The organism is Acinetobacter sp. RG5 (genome assembly GCF_031844265.1).
GTDB lineage: Bacteria > Pseudomonadota > Gammaproteobacteria > Pseudomonadales > Moraxellaceae > Acinetobacter.
Genome location: NZ_JAUZUV010000005.1, coordinates 1 through 20,183 on the forward strand (window position 1 = coordinate 1; position 20,183 = coordinate 20,183).

Below are 20,183 nucleotides of genomic sequence, written 5' to 3' on the forward strand. Positions count from 1 at the left end.
TCTGAACTGACGATCAGTAAAAAAAACCTGCATCATGATGCAGGTTTTTTTATTTAGGCAGGGGGAATGACCGCTTCATTGAGCACAGGGCTTGCGGTTTCAACTGTTTTGGCAGGTCGCCGGTACCAGTGCAAAATGCCACGTAGCAAGAGCTGCATCTGTAGCACGCTTTGGGTTTTAAAGGCATTGGATTGAGCGCGGCGCAGCTCTGGATCAACCTGATGCTGCAGATGAATCCAGCCCATGGCCCAGTTCAGGGACAGTTCAATCAGCATCTGTGCCAGAGCCTGCAAGTCCTGTGATGCCTGAATATGTCGGGTAGATTGCATCTTGGCCAGTTCATGCATGACATCTTCAGCCAGAAAATGAATTTCCCGTTCAATGCCGACACGTAACACGTCCGAACCGCCCCAACGTTCTGCCACAAAAAAAATCCAGGGTTCAGGATGATATTCGACGGCCTGAAAGAAGAGCTCAAGCCCGGTGTGGGTTCGGGTATTCGGCTGATACAAATAAGCCTGTCCCAGCTGATTGAGTACGCCCTTGATATGAATCGCAACCTGATCCAGCAATTCCAGACCCAACTGGTTCATATCCTGAAAATGCCGATAGAATGCCGTCGGCACCAGTCCGACTGCATTCGCAACTTCACGTAGGCTGATCGTGCTGAAAGCGCGGCCCTGACTGCTGAATGCCAGTGTCGCATCGAGTAACGCCTGATGACTTTGCTGCTTGCGATCTTCACGTAAGGACATAAATGGGTTTCCTATCACCGGCTTCCCTTATAGAGAGTTTTAGTCTAGCAAAAATTAAATTAAATCGTAGTGCCACAGATCGGCAGAATTTCGACAACTCGTAGCGAGCTGATGCATTGATTTTGTAAATGAATCGCCCGGCTGCCTAATCTTGGCAAAGGCTTCTGCTATACTGAGCCGCAATTATTTTGAACCCATACAGGACTTATTATGCGTATCGACCAACGAGCATTAGATCAATTACGTGAAGTGAAAATTACCCGTAACTATACACGTTATGCGGAAGGCTCTGTATTGGTTGAATTTGGTCATACCAAAGTACTGTGCACTGCCAGTGTGGATAGTTCTGTACCGCGTTTCCTCAAAGGTCAGGGCCAGGGCTGGGTAACGGCTGAATATGGCATGTTGCCACGTTCAACTCATACCCGTAGTGACCGTGAAGCGGCACGTGGCAAACAGAGTGGCCGTACTCAGGAAATTCAGCGTCTGATTGGTCGTAGCTTGCGCTCAATGGTCGATCTGAAAAAGCTGGGTGAAAATACCATTACTATCGACTGTGACGTGATTCAGGCTGATGGCGGTACCCGTACTGCAGCGATTACGGGTGCTGCGGTGGCTTTGGTCGATGCCATGAACGTCTTGCTGGAAAGAAAGAAAATCAAACATGATCCATTAAAAGGTTTGGTGGCTGCAGTTTCTGTGGGTATTTTTAAAGATGAAGTATTACTGGATCTTTGCTATGAAGAAGATTCAAACTGTCAAACCGATTTGAACGTGGTGATGACTCAGGCTGGTGAATTTATTGAAATTCAAGGTACTGCTGAAGACAAACCATTTACCCGTGCACAATCGAATGCCATGCTGGAAATGGCCGAGAAAGGCATTCAGGAACTGGTGAAAAAACAGCAAGAAGCTCTAGGCTGGTAATCCATCCCATGTTAATAAACGCATCTCTGGATGCGTTTTTTTATGCCTGAAATTTCACTCTGCACCTGTATTCAAAAACTACATTACAAAACTTCCTGACAAAAAGTCGACATGAATCGGCTATATCTGAACCGGTTTTGCATCGATATTGGATCAGATGAGAACACAATGAGGAATGCGACATGAAACAGTGGCTTTGTGCAATTTCATTGCTGGGCGTGTTTGGATTAACTGCCTGTGACTGGGGCAATAATCGTGAAGATGACGAGCGTTCAGTGTTAAATCAGGATCGTGATGAGGATAACGGAAGATATAACGACCGTGATGGTGACGATGATGACCGCGATCGCCGAGGTAATCGGGATGACGATGATGATTAAGGTCTAAAATAGAAAATTGAGCAAAATATACGCAAAAAAAATTTCTAAAAATAAAAAAAGGGTGCTTCGCACCCTCTACGGTCATCTATCCCATCTAGGCTTAAGCATTGAAACGCATCGACAGATCAATGGCTTTGAGATCTTTGGTCAGCACGCCCATGGAAATATAATCTACTCCGGTACTCGCGACTTCACGTAAATTATCAATGGTGATATTACCTGAGGCTTCCAGTTTGCAGCGACCGGCCACATGTTGCACCGCGTCGATCATCTGCTGCTGACTGAAATTATCCAGCATCACAATATCAGCATGGGCTTCGAGTGCCTGATTCAGCTCATCCCAGGTTTCGACTTCAACTTCGACAGGCTTACCCGGTGCAATTTGATGGGCCTTGGCAATCGCCTGCGCAATGCCACCCGCTGCCATAATATGATTTTCTTTAATCAAGAAGGCATCAAACAGGCCCAAACGGTGATTCTGGCCACCGCCAATGGCCACGGCATATTTTTGTGCGATACGCAGACCCGGAAGCGTTTTACGAGTATCTAATAATTTGGTGTTTAAACCTTGCAGCTCTTTGACATAGTGGGCGGTTTTAGTCGCAACCGCAGACAGCGTCTGGACAAAGTTTAGCGCAGGGCGCTCCACGGTGAGTAGGCTACGTGCAGATCCGGCCAGTTTTAAAAAGGCTTGATTGGCTTGAACGTGATCACCATCATTTTTCAGCCAGGTCACTTCAATACTGGGATCATAGGCCTGAATCAAGGCATTTACCCAAGGCTGGCCGGCTAAAACCATGTCTTCACGGCTAATGATGGTGGCAGTGGCCTGTTCATCTTCAGGAGTCAGCAGGGCGGTAATATCACCGTCACCGATATCTTCAGAAAGTGCCTGTTGAATATTGATCTGAATGGACTGGTCTAGCAAAGCTTGAGATATGCGCATGAGTATTTCCGTATCTTTTTTAAGCCGTGAAAATTGCGCCTTATCTTAGCACCGTTACATAAAAGATGAGCGATTTTTCATCCAGTTTGCCGGGATGAATTGAGATTTGTCCTTGAAAGTTTTAGCATGAAGCCGGCTGCAATGCTGATCTTGCAGATTTTATTTTTGGGGAGAACGGTTTTATGCAACAGGCAGCTGAGTTTCAGGTCAAGGACGGGCAACTAATCGGTGCACGTCAAATCCCGTCTCCCAATTTTAATCAGCGGCCAGAACAGACCGAGATTCAATTGCTGGTGATTCATAATATCAGCCTGCCACCTTCCCAGTTTGGCGGCGGTTATATTGAACAGTTTTTTCAGAACCAGCTGGATTGGTCAGTACATCCCTATTTTCAAACCATTGAAGGGATGCAGGTGTCGACCCATCTGCTAATTTTAAGAACGGGAGAAGTACTGCAATTTGTTAATTTCAATGACCGTGCCTGGCATGCCGGCCGCTCGACCTATTTGGGCAAAAAAGAATGTAATGATTATTCGATCGGGATCGAGCTGGAAGGCAGTGACGATTTGCCTTTTGCAACCGCACAGTATGAAGCCCTGGTCAAAGTGGCTGCCTGTTTGCAAGATTATTATCCTAAAATTCAGCAGCATATTGCCGGACATTCGGATATTGCACCGGGCCGCAAGACCGATCCGGGACCATATTTTAACTGGGCTGATTTTCGTACACAGCTACAGCATTATAAAAACACCTCAAGCTCGCTTGAGCGATGAAATTAAGCAATGAACTTCTGATAAAAGTTTCATTACAATAGCCACAAATTTATACATTAGGTGAATAGGATGGCGCTTTGGCGTTCGACCGTCATTGTCAGTGCGATGACCATGTTGTCACGCGTACTGGGATTGGTTCGAGATATTGTTTTACTGAATGTCTTTGGTGCTGGTAAGGACTTCGATACTTTCGTCGTCGCATTTCGTATCCCCAATTTTTTCAGGCGTTTATTTGCCGAAGGCGCATTTTCACAGGCGTTTATTCCGGTACTGACCGAATATAAGACCAGTCGCACGCATACTGAAGTCCAGATCCTGATCAGCCGGGTATTTGGCTGTCTGGCCACGGTCATGACCACGTTGACCATGGTCGCGATCATTGCTGCGCCATTGATCATGTATATCTATGCGCCCGGTTTTCATAGCGATCCTGAAAAATTCGCTCTGGCGACCGACATGTTCCGCCTGACCATTCCTTATTTGTTGTTCATGTCACTGACGGCTTTTGCCAGCAGTATTCTGAACAGTTATGGCTCTTTTAGTACCCCGGCTTTTGCACCAGTCTTGCTGAATGTGGCGATGATTGCCGGGGCGCTCTGGCTTACGCCGTATATGGCCGAGCCGATTATGGCGCTGGGCTGGGCAGTGATCATTGCCGGTATTTTACAGCTGGCGATCCAGATTCCTGAATTGTGGCGTAAAAACCTGCTGATTCCACCGAAAATTGATTTCAAGCATGAAGGCGTAGATCGCATCATGAAGTTGATGCTGCCGGCATTATTTGGTGTATCTGTCACGCAAATTAATCTATTGTTAAATACCATTTGGGCTTCATTCATGCAGGATGGTTCGGTATCCTGGCTGTATAGTGCCGAGCGTATGACCGAATTGCCGCTGGGTCTGATCGGTGTTGCAATTGGTACCGTGATTTTGCCGTCCTTATCGGCACGGCATACTGAGCAAAATCCGGAAAAATTCCGTGGCATGATGGACTGGGCAGCCAAAGTTATTGTGATGGCAGGCCTACCCGCCAGTATTGCACTGTTTATGCTGTCGACCCCGATCATTCAGGCCCTGTTTGAACGTGGCCAGTTCACCTTTGAAGATACCCAGATGACGGCTTTGGCGCTGCAATGTATGAGCGGTGGTGTGATTGCCTTTATGTTGATTAAAGTCTTTGCGCCCGGGTTTTATGCAAAGCAGGATACCAGAACCCCGGTGCGTGTCGGTCTGATGGCTGTGGCCGCCAATGCGATTCTGAACGTGATCTTTATCGGCTTGTTCAAGCTGATTGACTGGGAAGCGGAGCATATGGCCCTTGCGCTGGCCTCGACAGGTTCAGCGATGGTCAATGCTGGTCTGCTTTATTATTATCTGCATAAGCGTGATATTTTCCGTTTTGGGGCGCACTGGAAAAAAATCTTCCTGCAATTCATGTTTGCCAATGTGATGATGATGGCAGCTCTGGCCTATGCCCTGAGTTGGTATAACGCAGATGTATCACAATGGATGCGTGTGGTAGAAGTATTGATCTTATGTGTTATCGGTGTGGTAGCGTATGTTGCAGCCTTGCTGGTGGCAGGTTTTAGACCACGTCATTTAAAGCCTTAAGTTCATCTTAAAAGAAGTATTTTTGATCAAAACAGATCATTAAAATACCCATAAAAAAACAAGAGCCAGAAGGCTCTTGTTTTTTTTGAAAGCTAACACTTGCTTTGAAAAGGTCTAGCGTAAATCTAGACCTTGCCGCGCGAAAGAAAACCAACGATCGCAAGAATCACCGCAATTACCAACAAGATAATCGCAAAATCCTTAGACAAGCCTGCGACGCCACCGAAACCAAGTAGACTCGCAATTAATGCAATAACAGCAAAAATAATAGCCCAGCGAAACATATATATTCTCCATGTGTTTTTATTTTCAAATTTAGTATAGAAATAAACGATTCCAGCAACTGTTAGTGTTGTGTTGATGAACTGTCTCTGATTTAACAATAGTTTACGTGATAACAATAAAAATTTGAGACAGTAGGTCTGCAGGGTTCTGGCTGTTATAATCAGCTGATTTTTGAATATTCCGGCCCGATCATGAGCGATACTTTACGTCCCGAATTCTGGAAAAACTATTCACTTGCTGAACTGACGCAAGTCGAGTGGGAGGCCTTGTGTGATGGTTGTGGGTTGTGTTGTCTGATTAAACTGGAAGATGAAGATACTCAGGAAGTCGCCTATACCAAAGTGGCATGTAAGCTGCTGGATTGTAGCACTGCACGTTGCTCCAATTATCCAGATCGCTTGCAGTATGTGCCTGATTGTATTCAGCTCACGCCAGAGAAGCTGGAAACGATTCACTGGTTGCCTTCGAGTTGTGCCTATCGCCGGGTAGAGCAGGGTAAAAGCCTGCCATCTTGGCATTATCTGATTAGCGGTTCACGGGAAAGTGTGATTCAGGCACGCAAGTCGGCAGCAGGGCGCTGCCTGAGTGAAGCCGATATTCATGAAGATGACATCGAAGACTATATCGTACGCTGGGTGCGTTAAATCTGCCTGAGTGATTCGTTTATTGATCTGCTGGATGGAGTAGGGCCTGGGCCGAAGCACCGGCCATCGGACGATAGAAATAAAATCCCTGTCCAATCTGACAGTCACAATGGATCAGGGTGTCCAGCTGTTCTGTATTCTCGATCCCTTCCACTAGAATATCCAGTGCAATACTAGAGCCAATCTGGGTAATGGCTTTGACAATGGCCAAGGCGGACGGGTCACTGTTCATGCGTTCTACAAAGTTGCGGTCAATCTTGATGCAATCGACCGGATAGTCTTGCAAGCGGGTCAGCGAAGAATGTCCAGTGCCAAAGTCATCTAGTGAAATCTGGATTCCGGCCTGTTTCAGCAGGTTCAGGGCGCGAACCACATAATTAGCACCATGTTCGGATAGGCTCTGCTCGGTAATTTCTAGTTCAACTTTATGTGCGGGAATATCAAAGTTGGACAGGCGTGCCAACAGTTTTTCGGCATAGTCATCGCGCAGGAATTCGACCGGTGCAGCATTGATGGAAATCGGTAACAGATCCAGACCTTGCGCCTGCCAGCGACTCATATCTGCAAAGACTTTCAGTTGCATGGTCTCACTGATGCGTGAGGCCAGCTCATAGTCCTGAAAGGCAGCAAAAATTTCGGAAGGTAACTGAATGTTCTGATTCTGATCTTGCCAGCGTAATAGTGCTTCGAAACCAATCACTGCACCATCAGAAAGACGTACTTTAGGTTGGTAATAGGGAATGATCTGATCGGCGAGAATAATTTTGCGTGCCAGAGTCAGCTGCTTGGTCATATTTTCCAGTGAACCGCACATTTCCTGATTGAACATGCGGATGCCACCACGACCACTATTTTTCAGGTCGTTTAAGGCGATATCAGCACATTTCAGCAAATTAGAAGTATTTAAGGCATCACGTGGATAGATGGCACAGCCAATACTCATGGCACTGCTGATGCTATTGCCGACATAATTGATGGGCTGATCCAGCTGGGCATAGGCCATTTGCGCCGTTGCCAGCAGCTGTTCTTCACTTTCCAGATTTTTCACCAGCACAGCAAATTCATCGCCACCCAAACGGGCGATGATGGTATTCGGACCGAAACAGGTCTGGAAGCGTTTGCCTAAGACATGTAGCAGATGATCACCAGCAATATGGCCCAAGGTGTCATTGATATGCCGGAAATAGTCCAGATCGATCAGCAGTAAACCCGCTATGGTCTGTTGTTGTTTGGCCTTTAACAGTACCTGTTTAAAGGTTTTATAGAAGGTACTGCGATTATACAGGCCGGTGAGTTCATCCCGTTTAATCACTTCTTTTAAACGTGTTTCTGCAATTTTTTGCTGACTAATATTGCGTGATACACAGAGAATATTTTGGGTAATATTGTGCTGATCCAGAATCGGGGTGAGCAGATGATCCCAATATTGGATTGGTTGATCTTTAATCTGAACTTTGCTGGAGAAACGGCTGTTTAAGCCTTGGGCTGCCTGTTTCAGAGCACGTTGCCCGGATTTTCGGGCTTCAGGGGTTAAGCGATTTAACCAGCACAATGAACGGTCTTGATTTTGTCCTGCGGTCTCACTTACTTGTGCCAGACAGCCAGACTGGTTGCTATGTCGAATCTCGCCTTCAGGGCTGATAATGTTAATGCAGTCTGCGCTGGCATCCAGCATGTTTTCCTGGGTTGAAACAATCTGAGAAAGTTGCTGCTGGATTTCAAAATAATCATGCACATCGGTCAGGGAAACTGCCCATTGCAGCAAATGTTCAGGTTCATGATGAAATTTTACGGCTAGGGTACACATGCGATAATGGGTATCACTGCGTTTAATCCGGCACTGGGTTTCAAAATTCTGATGCTGATCCAGCGCAGCATGCCACTGCGCTAAAAATAGCTGCAAGTCCTCGGTATGAATAAAACTCTGCCATTGCAGATGACCCTGTTCATTCAGGTTCACGCCAAGATAATCAGTCAAGGCATCGTTAAAATATTGCAGATGTTTTTTGTTGCTGACCCACAAGGGTTGCGGTAAGGCATCGATCAGATTTTTTAACAAAACCGATTCAGACAAGTGAACGTGGGGTGCAATCAGTGATGATGACGTCAGTGGCTTAGACCGACTCACAGCTCCCTGTTCAAATTTATCATGCTTCATGCATTCACCACTACAACCCAAAAGTGCCCAAGGGGCGAGATAAGTTTCTTTTAATTAGAATAAACAATATGAAAATTACACTGTAATTAATTCACAATTAATCATGTTCAAATTATTCGCTTTTATAGAGATTAATTCATTCAGAATTAAAAAAATAGAGGATATCTCCATAAATTAATTTTTTATGCTTGATGTTTGTATTCTTGGAATCAAAACTGCTGGTGTTAGAATGAGATCAGAATTTAGTTTGAGCCAATAATAATATGTCAGATAGTCATATCCCGCTTCCAGAACGCTTACGGCCACGCGACCTTACACAGATTATCGGGCAGGAACATTTGCTGGGAGAACATGCGCCCTTACGTCAGATGATTGATCAGGGGCATCTGCCTTCGATCATTTTCTGGGGACCTCCCGGAGTCGGAAAAACTACCATTGCCTTACTGCTGGCTCAAGCGGTAGACCGGCCTTTTATCAGCCTGTCTGCCCTGAATACCGGCGTGAAAGAACTGCGTGAAATCATTGCCGAAGGTGGTGATTTGCTGACGCCAGTGGTATTTATTGATGAAATTCACCGTTTTAATAAATCCCAGCAGGACGCGCTGTTAAATGCGGTCGAGAAAGGGAAAATTACCTTAATTGGCGCCACCACCGAAAACCCGTCTTTTGAAGTGAATAGTGCCTTATTATCACGTTGTCAGGTGTATAGCCTGAATGTATTGAGTGCTGAATCGATTCAGACCTTGTTGATGCAAGCCTTACAAAATGACTCTTTCTTGCAGGAAAGACATATCCTGATTGAAGAATTTGATGCCCTGATCCAGTTCGCGGCAGGAGATGCCCGCAAGGCGCTAAATTTACTGGATCTGATTGCCAGTACCTTTGAAGCAGATATGGAAAATATCATCACTAATGCGGTAGTGGTGAAAGTCGCACAGCAGAATATCGCCCGTTATGACAAGTCCGGTGAGCAGCACTATGATCTGGTGTCGGCCTTCATCAAGTCGATTCGCGGCAGTGATCCGGATGCAGCCTTGTACTGGATGGCACGCATGCTCAAAGGCGGCGAAGATCCGGTGTTTATTGCACGGCGCATGTTGATTGCCGCATCCGAAGATATCGGCAACTCGAATCCGAATGCTTTGCTGTTGGCAGGGGAATGTTTCCGTTCGGTGCAGGCCGTGGGAATGCCAGAATGCCGGATTATTTTGGGGCAATGTGCAGTTTATCTGGCGACCAGTGCTAAAAGTAACAGTACCTATCTGGCGATTAACAAGGCGATGGAACTCGCAGATAAAACTTCAAATTTGCCAGTGCCTTTGCATTTAAGAAATGCGCCAACCAAGCTGATGAAAGAGCAGGGCTATGGCGTGGATTATCTGTATCCGCATAATTATCCTGAGCATTTTGTGCTACAGGAATATATGCCGCCAGAACTGAAAGATACCAAACTGTATGAATCAGCACGTAATAAACGTGAAGTTGAAGGGGAGCGTTTACAGCAACGCCGTTGGCAACAGCAACAACAGCAGCAATAAACTGAGTATCTCAACCGATTGAACAGAATAAAAAAAGCCCAATTCAAGGTGAATTGGGCTGAAAGTAGGATGTTTTTTGAGGGAGATAACATCCTAGAGGGTAGAGGAGAAATCTGGTCGGCAAATATGGAGTGAAGTGCATCGACTCACTGATTTGCCTAGTATGAGATAATATTAATGCATGTGGTTTTTGATGTAAAAACGATCATTTTAATAATAAAAATTTATTTTTCCGATTAAAAGCCGAAAATAAAAAACCGAGCTAAAAAGCTCGGTTTTTTCGAATCTGCGCATTTACAGATTAGATGTTGTCCAGGTCGATACCTAAACGGTCAGCCACTTCTTCATAGGCTTCAACCACGCCGCCTAAACCTTGACGGAAACGGTCTTTATCCAGTTTTTTCTTGGTGTCTTTGTCCCATAGACGGCAACCGTCTGGAGAGAATTCATCACCCAGTACGATACGGTCGTGGAACACGCCGAATTCAAGTTTAAAATCGACCAGAATCATATTCCCTGCGTCAAACAATGCTTTAAGCACGTCGTTCACTTGGTAAGTCAATTCTTTCATTTTCGCCAATTGTTCAGCAGTTGCCCAACCTAAAGCAATGGCTTGTGACTCATTGACCATTGGATCACCAAGCGCATCATCTTTAAAGAACAATTCAAATGTTGGAGGAGTCAGTTCCTTGCCTTCTTCCACACCCAGGCGGCGGCATAAAGAACCTGCTGCATAGTTACGGATCACACATTCAACCGGGATCATATCCAGTTTTTTTACCAGCACTTCATTTGGAGTCAATAGCTTTTCAAAGTGGGTCTCAATTCCCGCTTCTGCCAGTTTTTCCATAATGAAGGCGTTAAAACGGTTGTTCACCTTGCCTTTACGATCTAGTTGCTCAATTTTTTCGCCATTGAATGCTGAGGCATCATCGCGAAAGACTAAAATCAGATGGTCTGAACTGTCTGTGGTGTAGACAGATTTCGCTTTACCAGTATAGAGCAAGGTTTGTTTTAACATGAGGGAACCTTTTACAAAAAAAATGCCTAGAAATGTCTAGGCTGGCCAATTTTGGTAAATCTGGTTGAGCAGTTCTGCAGCTTTTTCACGGTCGGCAAAACTGTTATCGGCATTGAACACAGCGAGGTTATTACTTGAACCGACAGAAGATAATCTTAATACATAGATCTGCTGATCAACCTTAATCGTGACTTCATAACGATTTTTGCTCTGCGCAACGATGCTATGATTCAGACTGCTGAGGGTGGCAAGTGTATATTGCCAAATTGTAGCAGAATTTCCCTCAATTTTAAGCAGCGGATTAAGATTTCCGTCAGTGACCAACTGTGGTCGACCCACCGTATTGGTTTCGGTTAGATCAGCTGTATTTGAGTTTTCAGTCTGGGCTTGTGGGCGTGGCAAGGCAAAACGGTTGCCACGCTGGTTTTCAAGCTTCGGTGCATGTTCAATTGCAAGCGGATCAACTGTTGGAGCAGGATACAATGGCGTTGCAGGACGAACCATGGCGCCTTCAGGATATTGTAAAGCTTCCAGGGTAGTAGTCTCTTTATAGTCTAAAGTGCCGTTATTAAAGGCCATTGAACTACAACCTGCCAAACTGAATACTGAAAGTGTAAGGCTAAGTCCTAAACGTAATTGCATAATCTTGTGCTCTTTTATTTGATAACGCCCGCTTCGACCAGTGCTTCATGAAGCGGAGCGCGATATTGTTCTGCAAGTGGTGTTAATGGAAGGCGAATACCCGTACCAATTAAGCCCATGTCATGGAGTGCCCATTTCACAGGAATTGGGTTCGATTCGCAAAATAAAATATTGTGTAAATTTGCAACCTGAGCATTTAGCTGTTCAGCTGTGGCTGCATCACCGGCAATCGCAGCTGCACACACTTCGCTCATGGCTTTCGGAGCCACGTTCGCCGTGACCGAGATATTACCTTTGGCGCCATGACCGATCAGTTGATACGCAGTTGCATCATCACCCGAATAAACAATCATATCTTTACCGACAAGGCCTTGCAGCAGTTCAGCACCGCGCGGTACATCGCCAGTCGCATCTTTAATACCGATAATTTGTGGAATATCCGCCAGACGAATCACGGTTTCATTGGCCATATCTACACCGGTACGGCCTGGAACATTATAAAGAATTTGAGGAAGATCAACAGCTTCAGCAATCGCTTTATAATGTTGGTATAAGCCTTCCTGAGTCGGTTTATTGTAATATGGCGTTACCAGTAAAGCGGCATCTGCCCCCAGCTCTTTGGCTTCGCGGGTCAGTTCGATCGCTTCACGGGTCGAGTTTGCACCTGTGCCGGCAATAATAGGAATACGTTTGTTGGCCACACGAATGATTTCTTTGATCACCTGGGTGTGTTCACTCATACTGAGAGTAGAGGCTTCGCCTGTTGTTCCAACGGCGACAATACTGTTGGTGCCCTCTGCAATGTGCCATTCAACCAGCTTCTCGAGACCCTTCCAATCTACGCTGCCATCTTCAAACATAGGGGTGACGATTGCGACTATGGAACCTTGAATGGTCTGTGCTTGCTGAGTCATTTTAAAAAACTATCCTATTTGTCCATCCGAAAGGAATGAGAAAACATAAATTGGGATGGATTTGTATTTTGATTTATAGCAAATTCAATAGATTTGCATTGAATTGAATATTGCTTATGCAAATTATGACTGATCAAACGCATAAGAACAATATGCTTTAGTAAAAGCTACTGAATTCTTTATACAAAGCCTTTTGGAAACAATCAAGTAATAAATAAGATGATTTATAAAGCAAAATCCTGAGACCAAAGTTATGTCTCCAGTCTAGACAATGGAGGAGATTACCCCAAATGAAGCCAATAATGATAAGGCTTGTGCAAAAAGATCAGCTGAAAACTGCCATTTTTATGCCTTTTAATTTTGGATTAATAGTTATATTGGATAAATTGAGACCTCGTACATCTTGATCGCACTCTCGCACCAAAACAAATAAAGCCAAAAACGACTAAGACTAATCTTTTTTAAATATCAATAAATTGAGAATTTTTTTTCTTATCGGTTAATTTTTTAACTTGATGTATAAGCCTTAAAGTCTAAGTCTTGAACTTTATGGTGTTCTGATTAAGTGTTTTTGCGACTTTATCTGGTCTTATCCTATTTTTATCTGCCTCTACTCCTTTGGGAATATCCAAGCAAAACGTTCAACTTATTGATAGTTATTTCTGCAATCAGGCTCATAGATGATGGCTGTCTTTTGTAACGCTGATTGAACAAGGATAATCCAATGGAAAAATCAGACAATAAGCATGCTATCGTCACGGTCGCGATCTGTTTTCTGATTGCGGTGATTGAAGGCTTAGATATTCAGGCAGCCGGAATTGCTGCTGCAGGTATTCGTGAGCATTTTGGTCTCGATAGTTCCCAGTTGGGTGTGTTTTTTAGTGCAGGGATTCTGGGTTTATTACCGGGTGCACTGGTTGGTGGGCGATTTGCGGACCGTATTGGCCGTAAGAAAGTCTTAATCTGGTCGACAGCAGTGTTTGCTGTATTTACCTTATGTACGGTTTGGGTCAATAGCTTTAACAGCTTGCTGGCAGTGCGTTTCCTGGCTGGAGCAGGGCTAGGTGGCGCGATGCCGATTCTGATCACACTCGCCTCTGAAGCTGTCTCTCCACAAAATCGTGGTCGTGCAGTCGGCTTGATGTACTGCGGCATGCCAGTCGGTGCAGCGATTTTGTCTTTGATTGCTGCGACGGAATTTGGTGCCAACTGGAAAAATGTTTTCTATCTCGGTGGTCTGTTACCGATTTTTGCCATTCCGCTAATGATGCTATTTTTGCCTGAATCGAAGGAATACCTGAAAGCACAGAACAAAACGGCAGCAGAACTTGCTGTTGCACCGCAGGGTTCATTCAAGGACCTGTTTAATTCGCACAACCTGTTGCGTACGCTGTGTATCTGGGTGAGCTACTTCTTTACCTTGATGGTGGTTTACATCATGTTGAGCTGGCTGCCATCATTGTTTATGGAACTTGGCTTCACACGTAAGGATGGTTCAACCGCACAGTTCTACTTCATGGTTACAGCGACGATTGGTACGATTATTTTGGGTATGCTGACCGACCGCTGGAAGAAAGCCTATGTGATCCTGTTGATGTACGGTGGTATTTTGGCAGGTCTACTGGCGCTGAATGGGGCAAGCTCGCTGAACCAGATGTATATGGCAGCCGCATTGGCCGGTGCCTTCGTGATTGGCTGTCAGGGCGTACTGTATGCCTTCGGTAGTATCGTGTATCCGACTGAAGTGCGTGGTACTGGTGTTGGTGTTGCGTCTGCAGTTGGCCGTATCGGTGCCATGCTGGGTCCAGTCATTGCCGGTCAGTTATTGACAGCAGGTTTTGGTGCTGCGGGAGTCATTAGCGCTGCGATCCCATGTATCATCATCTCTGCATTATGTATGCTGTTCCTGGTGAACCGCACTAAAGTGTAATGTTCCAGGGTTTTAAAAAGCCTGCTTTTGCAGGCTTTTTTATTTTCAGAATTTAAGAATTAAATATACTGTTTTCTAATTAGAAAGGCTCATCACTTTATATCTTAAAACTTATTTTTTGTAGAGATCTAGCTTGATACAAGCCCGGAACTCATCTCATATTTGTCAAAAACAATGAATCTATTGATCTGCTCATATACACATGCCGAGAATACACAGTCATGCCATTTTTAACCGTAGAGCTAAAAATCCTGAGGTATTTTGCGCTATGCTTGGGCATAAATCGAGATTTCAATGGATGAAAACAGATGCAGAATAATGTTGCTTTACTGGTCGTAGACGTACAAAGAGGATTTACCCCGGGAGGCAATCTGGCTGTAGCCAATGCTGACCAGATTATTCCAAATATTAATCTATTGGGGCAGCATTTTAAGCATATTATCCTGACCCAAGACTGGCATCCGGACAACCATATTTCTTTTGCAGACAACCACCCCGGCAAAGTAGCCTATGACAGCATTCAGCTGGATTATGGCACTCAGGTCTTATGGCCAAAGCATTGTGTGCAAGGGACACGCGATGCCGAACTGCATCCGGATTTAAATTTACCGCAAGCACAACTCATCATTCGCAAGGGTTTTCATTCCCAGATCGACAGTTACTCGGCCTTTATGGAAGCTGACCAGAAAACCCCGACGGGTCTTGCTGGCTATCTGCGTGAACGTGGGATTGATACCGTATTTGTGGTCGGGATTGCTACGGACTTTTGTGTGGCCTGGACTGCAATCGATGCTTGCAAACTGGGCTTTAAAACCTATGTGATTGCCGATGCCACCAAGGGCATTGACCTGAATGGTTCCTTGCAACATGCCTGGCAGGATATGCTGTCGCATGGCGTGAAACGTATCTATGTGAAAGATATTGTTCAAGCAGCTTAACACTGGATAGGGATAGAACTTAATATCCCTTTGATCTTATTTATATTTGAATATAAAAATTCAGGCATCAACGGGTGCCTGTTTTATCTTGCTTTTTCTCCCTTAATGTCACCTGGATGAAACCCATGTCAGCCTTGCTCCAGTTTAGTCAATTTGTCCAAAAAACCTTTGCTTTATGGGTGCTGCTTTTTTCCGGCATTGCCTTGATGATCCCTGAAGTTTTTGTCTGGTTACGGGCTTATATTCCGTGGATGTTGGGCATCATCATGTTCGGCATGGGCATGACCATGACCGTCGGAGATTTTAAAAGTGTCTTGCAAAGTCCGAAGGCAGTAGCGATTGGCGTCGTCGCCCAGTTTATGGTGATGCCGGGTTTGGCCTTTTTGCTGTGCAAGCTGTTCCAGCTGCCACCAGAGATTGCCATCGGGGTAATCTTGGTGGGTTGCTGTCCGGGCGGAACTGCATCCAATGTGATTACCTATATGGCCAAGGGCAATACTGCCTTGTCGGTCGCCTGTACCTCGGTTTCGACTTTACTGGCGCCCATTTTAACTCCGGCCATTTTCTATGTGTTGGCCAGTCAGTGGATTGAGATCAATGCCTGGTCGATGCTGGTGTCGATCTTACAGGTGGTGTTATTCCCGATTATTCTGGGCTTAATCGTACGGGCGCTACTCAAGCAAAAAGTCACGGCCTATATTCAGGTCATGCCGTTGATTTCTGTGATTGCGATTGTGGCAATTGTCGCGGCGATTATTGCCGGCAGTAAAGCCCAGATTCTGGAGTCTGGGTTAATGATTTTAGGAATCGTGGCCTTACACAATGGTATGGGCTATTTACTGGGTTATTGGGCCAGTCGTATATTTCACTTGGCAGAAATAGACTGTCGTGCAGTATCCATTGAAGTCGGTATGCAGAATTCTGGTCTGGGTGTGGCTTTGGCGGCAACCCATTTTGTTGCATCTCCAATGACAGCTTTGCCAAGCGCCATTTTTAGCCTGTGGCATAATATTTCAGGGCCAGCTTTAGCCACTTATTGGGCTGCCAGACAAACTGAAAAAACAGACACCTAATTGCAGTTTGATGACAGCGCGCAACAAGCCAGAGGATGATTTTTTATAATTTTAAAAATTAAAATATTAATTTATATGGATTTATCGAACTTTGTAACATAAGTGTCATGAAGTCTGCCTAAGATCGCCCCTCAATGATGTGAAACAACAGACTGTAATCAGCAGCATTGAGAGGGCATGGAACAATTTCAGCATTCGTCAGCGACCTATTTTAATCGGGAACTTTCCTTATTTGAATTTCAGCGTCGTGTCTTGGCACAAGCACTTGATCCGAATTTACCGATTTTAGAGCGCTTAAACTTCCTGATTATTTTTTCCCGTAATCTGGATGAGTTTTTTGAAATCAGGATTGCCGGGCTGATGAAACAGCAAGACCTGAATGCGACTACCCGGACGCCTGATGCTGTACCCACCGAGCTGATTCTACAAGAACTGTCCCAGTCCATTCATGCCACAGTTAACAAACAGTATGAGGTGCTGAATCATGCGATTTTGCCTGAACTTCAGGCGCAAGGGATTCAGTTTCTTCAATACCAGGATCTTCTGGAAAAACATAAGGCCTGGATTGCAGCCTTTTTTGCCAAAGAAGTGCAACCGGTATTGACCCCGATCAGTCTGGATCCTTCACATCCTTTTCCACGTTTGGTGAATAAAAGTCTGAACTTTATTATCAGCTTGGAAGGTAAAGATGCCTTTGGCCGTGAAATCGAGATGGCGATTGTGCCAGCACCACGTTCCTTACCGTGCCTGATTAAAATTCCGGAAGACGTCACCGGAAACAATACCACCCAGATTTTTCTGACTGCGATCATTCAGCAGCATATCAGTGATTTGTTCCCGGGCATGAAAGCGACCGGATGTTATGCTTTTCGGGTCACCCGCAACGCCGATCTGGTACTGTCAGAAGATGTTGATGATCTGGCAGTGGCTTTAAAAGACGAACTGTGTTCGCGCCGCTTTGGTCGTGCAGTACGTCTGGAAATTGAAAATGACTCTCCACAGAATATCATCGACTATTTGCTAGATGAATTTGATTTGACGGAACAGGAACTGTACCGGATTGATGGACCGATCAATTTGTCCCGTCTGAGTACCAGCTTTGAGCGTCCGGAATTAAAGTATCCGCATTTTAGTCCGGTCATTCCGAAAATTTTCCGTAAACAGAAAAGTATTTTTGAAATTTTAAAGGTACAGGATGTACTGCTGCATCATCCTTTTGATTCATTCCAGCCGGTGATTACTTTACTGCGCGAAGCGGCCAAGGACCCGGCGGTGCTGGCGATCAAGCAGACGCTGTACCGTAGTGGGCCAGACTCAGAAATCGTTCAGGTGCTGGCAGAGGCTGCACGGAATGGCAAGGAAGTCACGGCTGTGATTGAACTGCGGGCGCGTTTCGATGAAGAATCCAATATTATGGTGGCCAATATCCTGCAAGAAGCCGGGGCAGTGGTGGTCTATGGTATCGTCGGTTATAAGACCCATGCCAAAATGATTCTGATCGTCCGGCGTGAAAATCAGGAATTACTGCGTTATGCGCATTTGGGCACCGGAAACTATCATGCCGGTAATGCCCGAATGTACACCGATTACGGCCTGATGACCACACAGCCGGATATCTGTGAAGATGTGCACCGCATGTTCCAGGAATTGACCGGCATGGGCAAAATGGCCAAACTGAAAGCCTTGCTGCATGCACCGTTTACCCTGCATAGCGAACTGCTGAAACTGATTGACCAGGAAAAGGCATTTGCTCTGGCTGGCAAAGCCGCCCATATCATCATCAAAGTGAATGCGTTGACTGAACCGCAATTGATTGCTGCCTTATATCAGGCTTCGCAGGCTGGGGTAAAAATTGACCTCATTGTCCGTTCAATCTGCTGTCTGATTCCACAAGTCACCGGCATGTCAGAAAATATTCAGGTACGTTCAATCGTTGGGCGTTTCCTGGAACATACCCGGGTCTATTATTTTGAGCATGGCGGCGCCAAGAAACTGTATTGTGCCAGTGCTGACTGGATGGGGCGCAACCTGTTTTCCAGAGTTGAAACCTGTTTCCCGGTGCTGGATCCAGAGCTGAAAAAACGGATTTATAAAGATGGCCTGATCAGCTATTTAAAAGATTGTCACAATGCCTGGGAGTTAGATGCCGATGGTCAGTGGCATAAAGTCCCCTGTCAGAATCCGGTCCAGCCTTATAATGCCCAGCAATATCTGCTGGAACAAAAACAGTTAAAAATTTAAGGGATAGGCCAAGACACACTGGCGTATTTTTTATACCCATAAAAAAGCCGGATGTTGAATCCGGCTTTTTTAATTGCAACATTCAAGGATATTTATGAGGCTTTGGACTGTTTGGATTTTAGAATTTCGGTTCTAAAAGTCTGTGCCAGCTCGGCGCTTTCAGCATCCATCCCATTCACCACAAAAGCATGACGGGTCAGGACATTGGTTGGATTCGGCATGCTGACCAGCTGGAAGTGATCACTCACATCTTTCAGCAAGGTATTCGGTACATGCAAGGCACTTTCTTTCGCGACCAAATGCTGAGTCAGACGCTCAGCGGCCTGTACCGAGCTGAGCTGCATCTCCTCGACTTTAGAGGCAATCGCGCTGCGGGTTTGTAGCACAAAACGTTTTTCTTCACGATAACGTTTATACAGCACTTCCGAAAGCAGCTGGAACACGGCACTGATCATGGTCAGGCAGGCCAGGGCATTCGGTTTGTCTGCTGCGATACTGATGGTGGCACCTTTTTCATCAAATTTATGTACGGTACAAATATCAGAACTATTTAACTTATAGCGTTGCACACAGAGTTCGGTGGCTTTATTCAGGAAAATCTGACAAAGATTGAAATAAGGCACCGAAACGGTTTTATTCACGCTATCCAGTAACTGTTTTGGATCGTAGAACTGGATGTTTAAGCTCAGGCTATCGCTCTCCTGTACCGCCGGCTTATGTTCTTTTTCTTTGGCTTTGTTTTTCACTGCCTGTTGGGCTTGGGCAATCGCCAGTGCCGCATTATGCTTTTCCTGTTCCAATGCCTGGGTCAGGGTCTGAATCTCGAATTTCAGCCGCGATTCGTTATTGATGCGCGCCAGATATTCGGTTCGGCTTGGACGTGCCACGGCACGATAAACGACCCAGAGCAGACCATGAATGATGAAAGAGAACAGAATTGCCAGCCATTGCGTGCGCAGAATTTCACCAATACTTGGCTCAATCAGGGTGATTTCAATCACACCGACTTTTTTCTCATTTTGCAGCGCATCACGGACAAAAACTTCACCCTCGCGGGTTTTGGTCAGTCCGCCAGTGGCTAAAACCTGAGCTTTCGCATCCAGAATCCGGATGGAAGCGACACTTGGATTGGTGGCATAACGATTTGCCAGCAACGCCAGAGAAACGCGGTTGGGCGGTTCAAGCTCAGACAGGCTGTCTGTCACCAGTTGACTGGTGATCAGCTGTCCCTGATTGGCACGGTTTTCATTCAGTTGGTGAGTGGTTGCCAATACCAGTAAAAAGGTATGCAGAGCAAAACTTACAATCAATAGGCTAGCAAATAGCCCTTGTCTAGGCGCATTCAACGTAAACTTCCAAGGCAATTCTGTTCAATTTCGATTATGATTCTAACAATAGTTGTAGCTC

At 45.4% G+C, this 20,183-nt stretch carries 18 protein-coding genes; 10 read left to right on the top strand and 8 right to left on the bottom strand.

The window, feature by feature from the left end; all coding sequences use genetic code 11:
* Positions 1 to 53 precede the first annotated feature (53 nt).
* A complete protein-coding gene (locus Q9R21_RS06800; protein ID WP_005245609.1) occupies positions 54 to 755 on the bottom strand; it encodes a TetR family transcriptional regulator in 702 nt (233 codons plus the stop codon).
* Positions 756 to 965: 210 nt separating this feature from the next.
* Between Q9R21_RS06800 and rph the strand changes: the two genes are divergently transcribed.
* On the top strand, positions 966 to 1,682 hold the full coding sequence (rph, locus tag Q9R21_RS06805; RefSeq protein ID WP_004281238.1) for a ribonuclease PH: 717 nt from the start codon (positions 966 to 968) through the stop codon (positions 1,680 to 1,682).
* Between the two features lie 182 nt (positions 1,683 to 1,864).
* Positions 1,865 to 2,062 (top strand): hypothetical protein, encoded by a 198-nt coding sequence (locus tag Q9R21_RS06810; RefSeq protein WP_004281239.1) that lies wholly within the window; start codon positions 1,865 to 1,867, stop codon positions 2,060 to 2,062.
* Positions 2,063 to 2,162: 100 nt separating this feature from the next.
* Here the strand turns inward: Q9R21_RS06810 and nadC are convergent, their stop codons facing one another.
* Positions 2,163 to 3,008, bottom strand: a complete 846-nt coding sequence (gene nadC / locus Q9R21_RS06815; protein ID WP_005245612.1) for a carboxylating nicotinate-nucleotide diphosphorylase — start codon at positions 3,006 to 3,008, stop codon at positions 2,163 to 2,165.
* 182 nt (positions 3,009 to 3,190) lie between these two features.
* Here nadC and ampD point away from each other — a divergent pair, with 182 nt between their 5' ends.
* Together ampD and murJ are read left to right on the top strand one after the other, a co-directional pair.
* The gene (ampD, locus tag Q9R21_RS06820; protein ID WP_004281241.1) at positions 3,191 to 3,781 is read left to right on the top strand and encodes a 1,6-anhydro-N-acetylmuramyl-L-alanine amidase AmpD; all 591 of its coding nucleotides are present in this window, start codon (positions 3,191 to 3,193) and stop codon (positions 3,779 to 3,781) included.
* 60 nt (positions 3,782 to 3,841) lie between these two features.
* The gene (murJ, locus tag Q9R21_RS06825; protein ID WP_311203983.1) at positions 3,842 to 5,392 is read left to right on the top strand and encodes a murein biosynthesis integral membrane protein MurJ; all 1,551 of its coding nucleotides are present in this window, start codon (positions 3,842 to 3,844) and stop codon (positions 5,390 to 5,392) included.
* 125 nt (positions 5,393 to 5,517) lie between these two features.
* On the opposite strand, the gene Q9R21_RS06830 is transcribed toward murJ, so the two are convergent.
* Positions 5,518 to 5,676, bottom strand: a complete 159-nt coding sequence (locus Q9R21_RS06830) for a DUF1328 domain-containing protein (protein WP_004647174.1) — start codon at positions 5,674 to 5,676, stop codon at positions 5,518 to 5,520.
* 192 nt (positions 5,677 to 5,868) lie between these two features.
* Here Q9R21_RS06830 and Q9R21_RS06835 point away from each other — a divergent pair, with 192 nt between their 5' ends.
* Complete coding sequence (locus Q9R21_RS06835) at positions 5,869 to 6,321, top strand: YcgN family cysteine cluster protein (RefSeq protein WP_180087179.1); 453 nt, start codon at positions 5,869 to 5,871, stop codon at positions 6,319 to 6,321.
* Positions 6,322 to 6,340: 19 nt separating this feature from the next.
* Here Q9R21_RS06835 and Q9R21_RS06840 read toward each other — a convergent pair whose 3' ends face one another.
* Positions 6,341 to 8,479, bottom strand: coding sequence for an EAL domain-containing protein (locus Q9R21_RS06840; RefSeq protein ID WP_311203984.1), 2,139 nt, complete (start codon positions 8,477 to 8,479; stop codon positions 6,341 to 6,343).
* A 263-nt stretch (positions 8,480 to 8,742) separates the two neighbouring features.
* Between Q9R21_RS06840 and Q9R21_RS06845 the strand changes: the two genes are divergently transcribed.
* Positions 8,743 to 10,017: a replication-associated recombination protein A gene (locus Q9R21_RS06845; protein WP_005094922.1), complete on the top strand. Its 1,275-nt coding sequence runs from the start codon at positions 8,743 to 8,745 to the stop codon at positions 10,015 to 10,017.
* 301 nt (positions 10,018 to 10,318) lie between these two features.
* Here the strand turns inward: Q9R21_RS06845 and purC are convergent, their stop codons facing one another.
* From purC to dapA, 3 genes are read right to left on the bottom strand one after another with little or no spacing between them, the layout of a single operon-like run.
* Positions 10,319 to 11,038, bottom strand: coding sequence for a phosphoribosylaminoimidazolesuccinocarboxamide synthase (purC, locus tag Q9R21_RS06850; protein ID WP_180087176.1), 720 nt, complete (start codon positions 11,036 to 11,038; stop codon positions 10,319 to 10,321).
* A 36-nt stretch (positions 11,039 to 11,074) separates the two neighbouring features.
* A complete protein-coding gene (locus Q9R21_RS06855) occupies positions 11,075 to 11,680 on the bottom strand; it encodes a hypothetical protein (protein ID WP_004281248.1) in 606 nt (201 codons plus the stop codon).
* Between the two features lie 14 nt (positions 11,681 to 11,694).
* Complete coding sequence (gene dapA, locus Q9R21_RS06860) at positions 11,695 to 12,594, bottom strand: 4-hydroxy-tetrahydrodipicolinate synthase (RefSeq protein WP_311203985.1); 900 nt, start codon at positions 12,592 to 12,594, stop codon at positions 11,695 to 11,697.
* A gap of 724 nt (positions 12,595 to 13,318) precedes the next feature.
* Between dapA and mhpT the strand changes: the two genes are divergently transcribed.
* The 4 genes from mhpT (at position 13,319) to ppk1 (ending at position 18,776) form a co-directional block, all read left to right on the top strand.
* Positions 13,319 to 14,524, top strand: coding sequence for a 3-(3-hydroxy-phenyl)propionate transporter MhpT (gene mhpT, locus Q9R21_RS06865; RefSeq protein WP_311203986.1), 1,206 nt, complete (start codon positions 13,319 to 13,321; stop codon positions 14,522 to 14,524).
* Positions 14,525 to 14,832: 308 nt separating this feature from the next.
* Positions 14,833 to 15,462, top strand: coding sequence for a bifunctional nicotinamidase/pyrazinamidase (pncA, locus tag Q9R21_RS06870; RefSeq protein ID WP_005105311.1), 630 nt, complete (start codon positions 14,833 to 14,835; stop codon positions 15,460 to 15,462).
* Positions 15,463 to 15,587: 125 nt separating this feature from the next.
* The gene (locus tag Q9R21_RS06875) at positions 15,588 to 16,535 is read left to right on the top strand and encodes a bile acid:sodium symporter family protein (RefSeq protein ID WP_311203987.1); all 948 of its coding nucleotides are present in this window, start codon (positions 15,588 to 15,590) and stop codon (positions 16,533 to 16,535) included.
* 177 nt (positions 16,536 to 16,712) lie between these two features.
* Entirely contained in the window at positions 16,713 to 18,776 is a 2,064-nt protein-coding gene (ppk1, locus tag Q9R21_RS06880; RefSeq protein WP_311203988.1) for a polyphosphate kinase 1, read from the top strand.
* A gap of 92 nt (positions 18,777 to 18,868) precedes the next feature.
* Here ppk1 and Q9R21_RS06885 read toward each other — a convergent pair whose 3' ends face one another.
* The gene (locus Q9R21_RS06885; protein WP_311203989.1) at positions 18,869 to 20,122 is read right to left on the bottom strand and encodes a hypothetical protein; all 1,254 of its coding nucleotides are present in this window, start codon (positions 20,120 to 20,122) and stop codon (positions 18,869 to 18,871) included.
* Positions 20,123 to 20,183 lie beyond the last annotated feature (61 nt).

Bases quoted from the DNA above. Each gene is read 5' to 3' on its own strand.
- Q9R21_RS06800 (WP_005245609.1), bottom strand. From the start codon at position 755: ATGTCCTTACGTGAAGATCGCAAGCAGCAAAGTCATCAGGCGTTACTC.
- rph (WP_004281238.1), top strand. From the start codon at position 966: ATGCGTATCGACCAACGAGCATTAGATCAATTACGTGAAGTGAAAATT.
- Q9R21_RS06810 (WP_004281239.1), top strand. From the start codon at position 1,865: ATGAAACAGTGGCTTTGTGCAATTTCATTGCTGGGCGTGTTTGGATTA.
- nadC (WP_005245612.1), bottom strand. From the start codon at position 3,008: ATGCGCATATCTCAAGCTTTGCTAGACCAGTCCATTCAGATCAATATT.
- ampD (WP_004281241.1), top strand. From the start codon at position 3,191: ATGCAACAGGCAGCTGAGTTTCAGGTCAAGGACGGGCAACTAATCGGT.
- Q9R21_RS06830 (WP_004647174.1), bottom strand. From the start codon at position 5,676: ATGTTTCGCTGGGCTATTATTTTTGCTGTTATTGCATTAATTGCGAGT.
- Q9R21_RS06835 (WP_180087179.1), top strand. From the start codon at position 5,869: ATGAGCGATACTTTACGTCCCGAATTCTGGAAAAACTATTCACTTGCT.
- Q9R21_RS06840 (WP_311203984.1), bottom strand. From the start codon at position 8,479: ATGAAGCATGATAAATTTGAACAGGGAGCTGTGAGTCGGTCTAAGCCA.
- Q9R21_RS06845 (WP_005094922.1), top strand. From the start codon at position 8,743: ATGTCAGATAGTCATATCCCGCTTCCAGAACGCTTACGGCCACGCGAC.
- purC (WP_180087176.1), bottom strand. From the start codon at position 11,038: ATGTTAAAACAAACCTTGCTCTATACTGGTAAAGCGAAATCTGTCTAC.
- Q9R21_RS06855 (WP_004281248.1), bottom strand. From the start codon at position 11,680: ATGCAATTACGTTTAGGACTTAGCCTTACACTTTCAGTATTCAGTTTG.
- dapA (WP_311203985.1), bottom strand. From the start codon at position 12,594: ATGACTCAGCAAGCACAGACCATTCAAGGTTCCATAGTCGCAATCGTC.
- mhpT (WP_311203986.1), top strand. From the start codon at position 13,319: ATGGAAAAATCAGACAATAAGCATGCTATCGTCACGGTCGCGATCTGT.
- pncA (WP_005105311.1), top strand. From the start codon at position 14,833: ATGCAGAATAATGTTGCTTTACTGGTCGTAGACGTACAAAGAGGATTT.
- Q9R21_RS06875 (WP_311203987.1), top strand. From the start codon at position 15,588: ATGTCAGCCTTGCTCCAGTTTAGTCAATTTGTCCAAAAAACCTTTGCT.
- ppk1 (WP_311203988.1), top strand. From the start codon at position 16,713: ATGGAACAATTTCAGCATTCGTCAGCGACCTATTTTAATCGGGAACTT.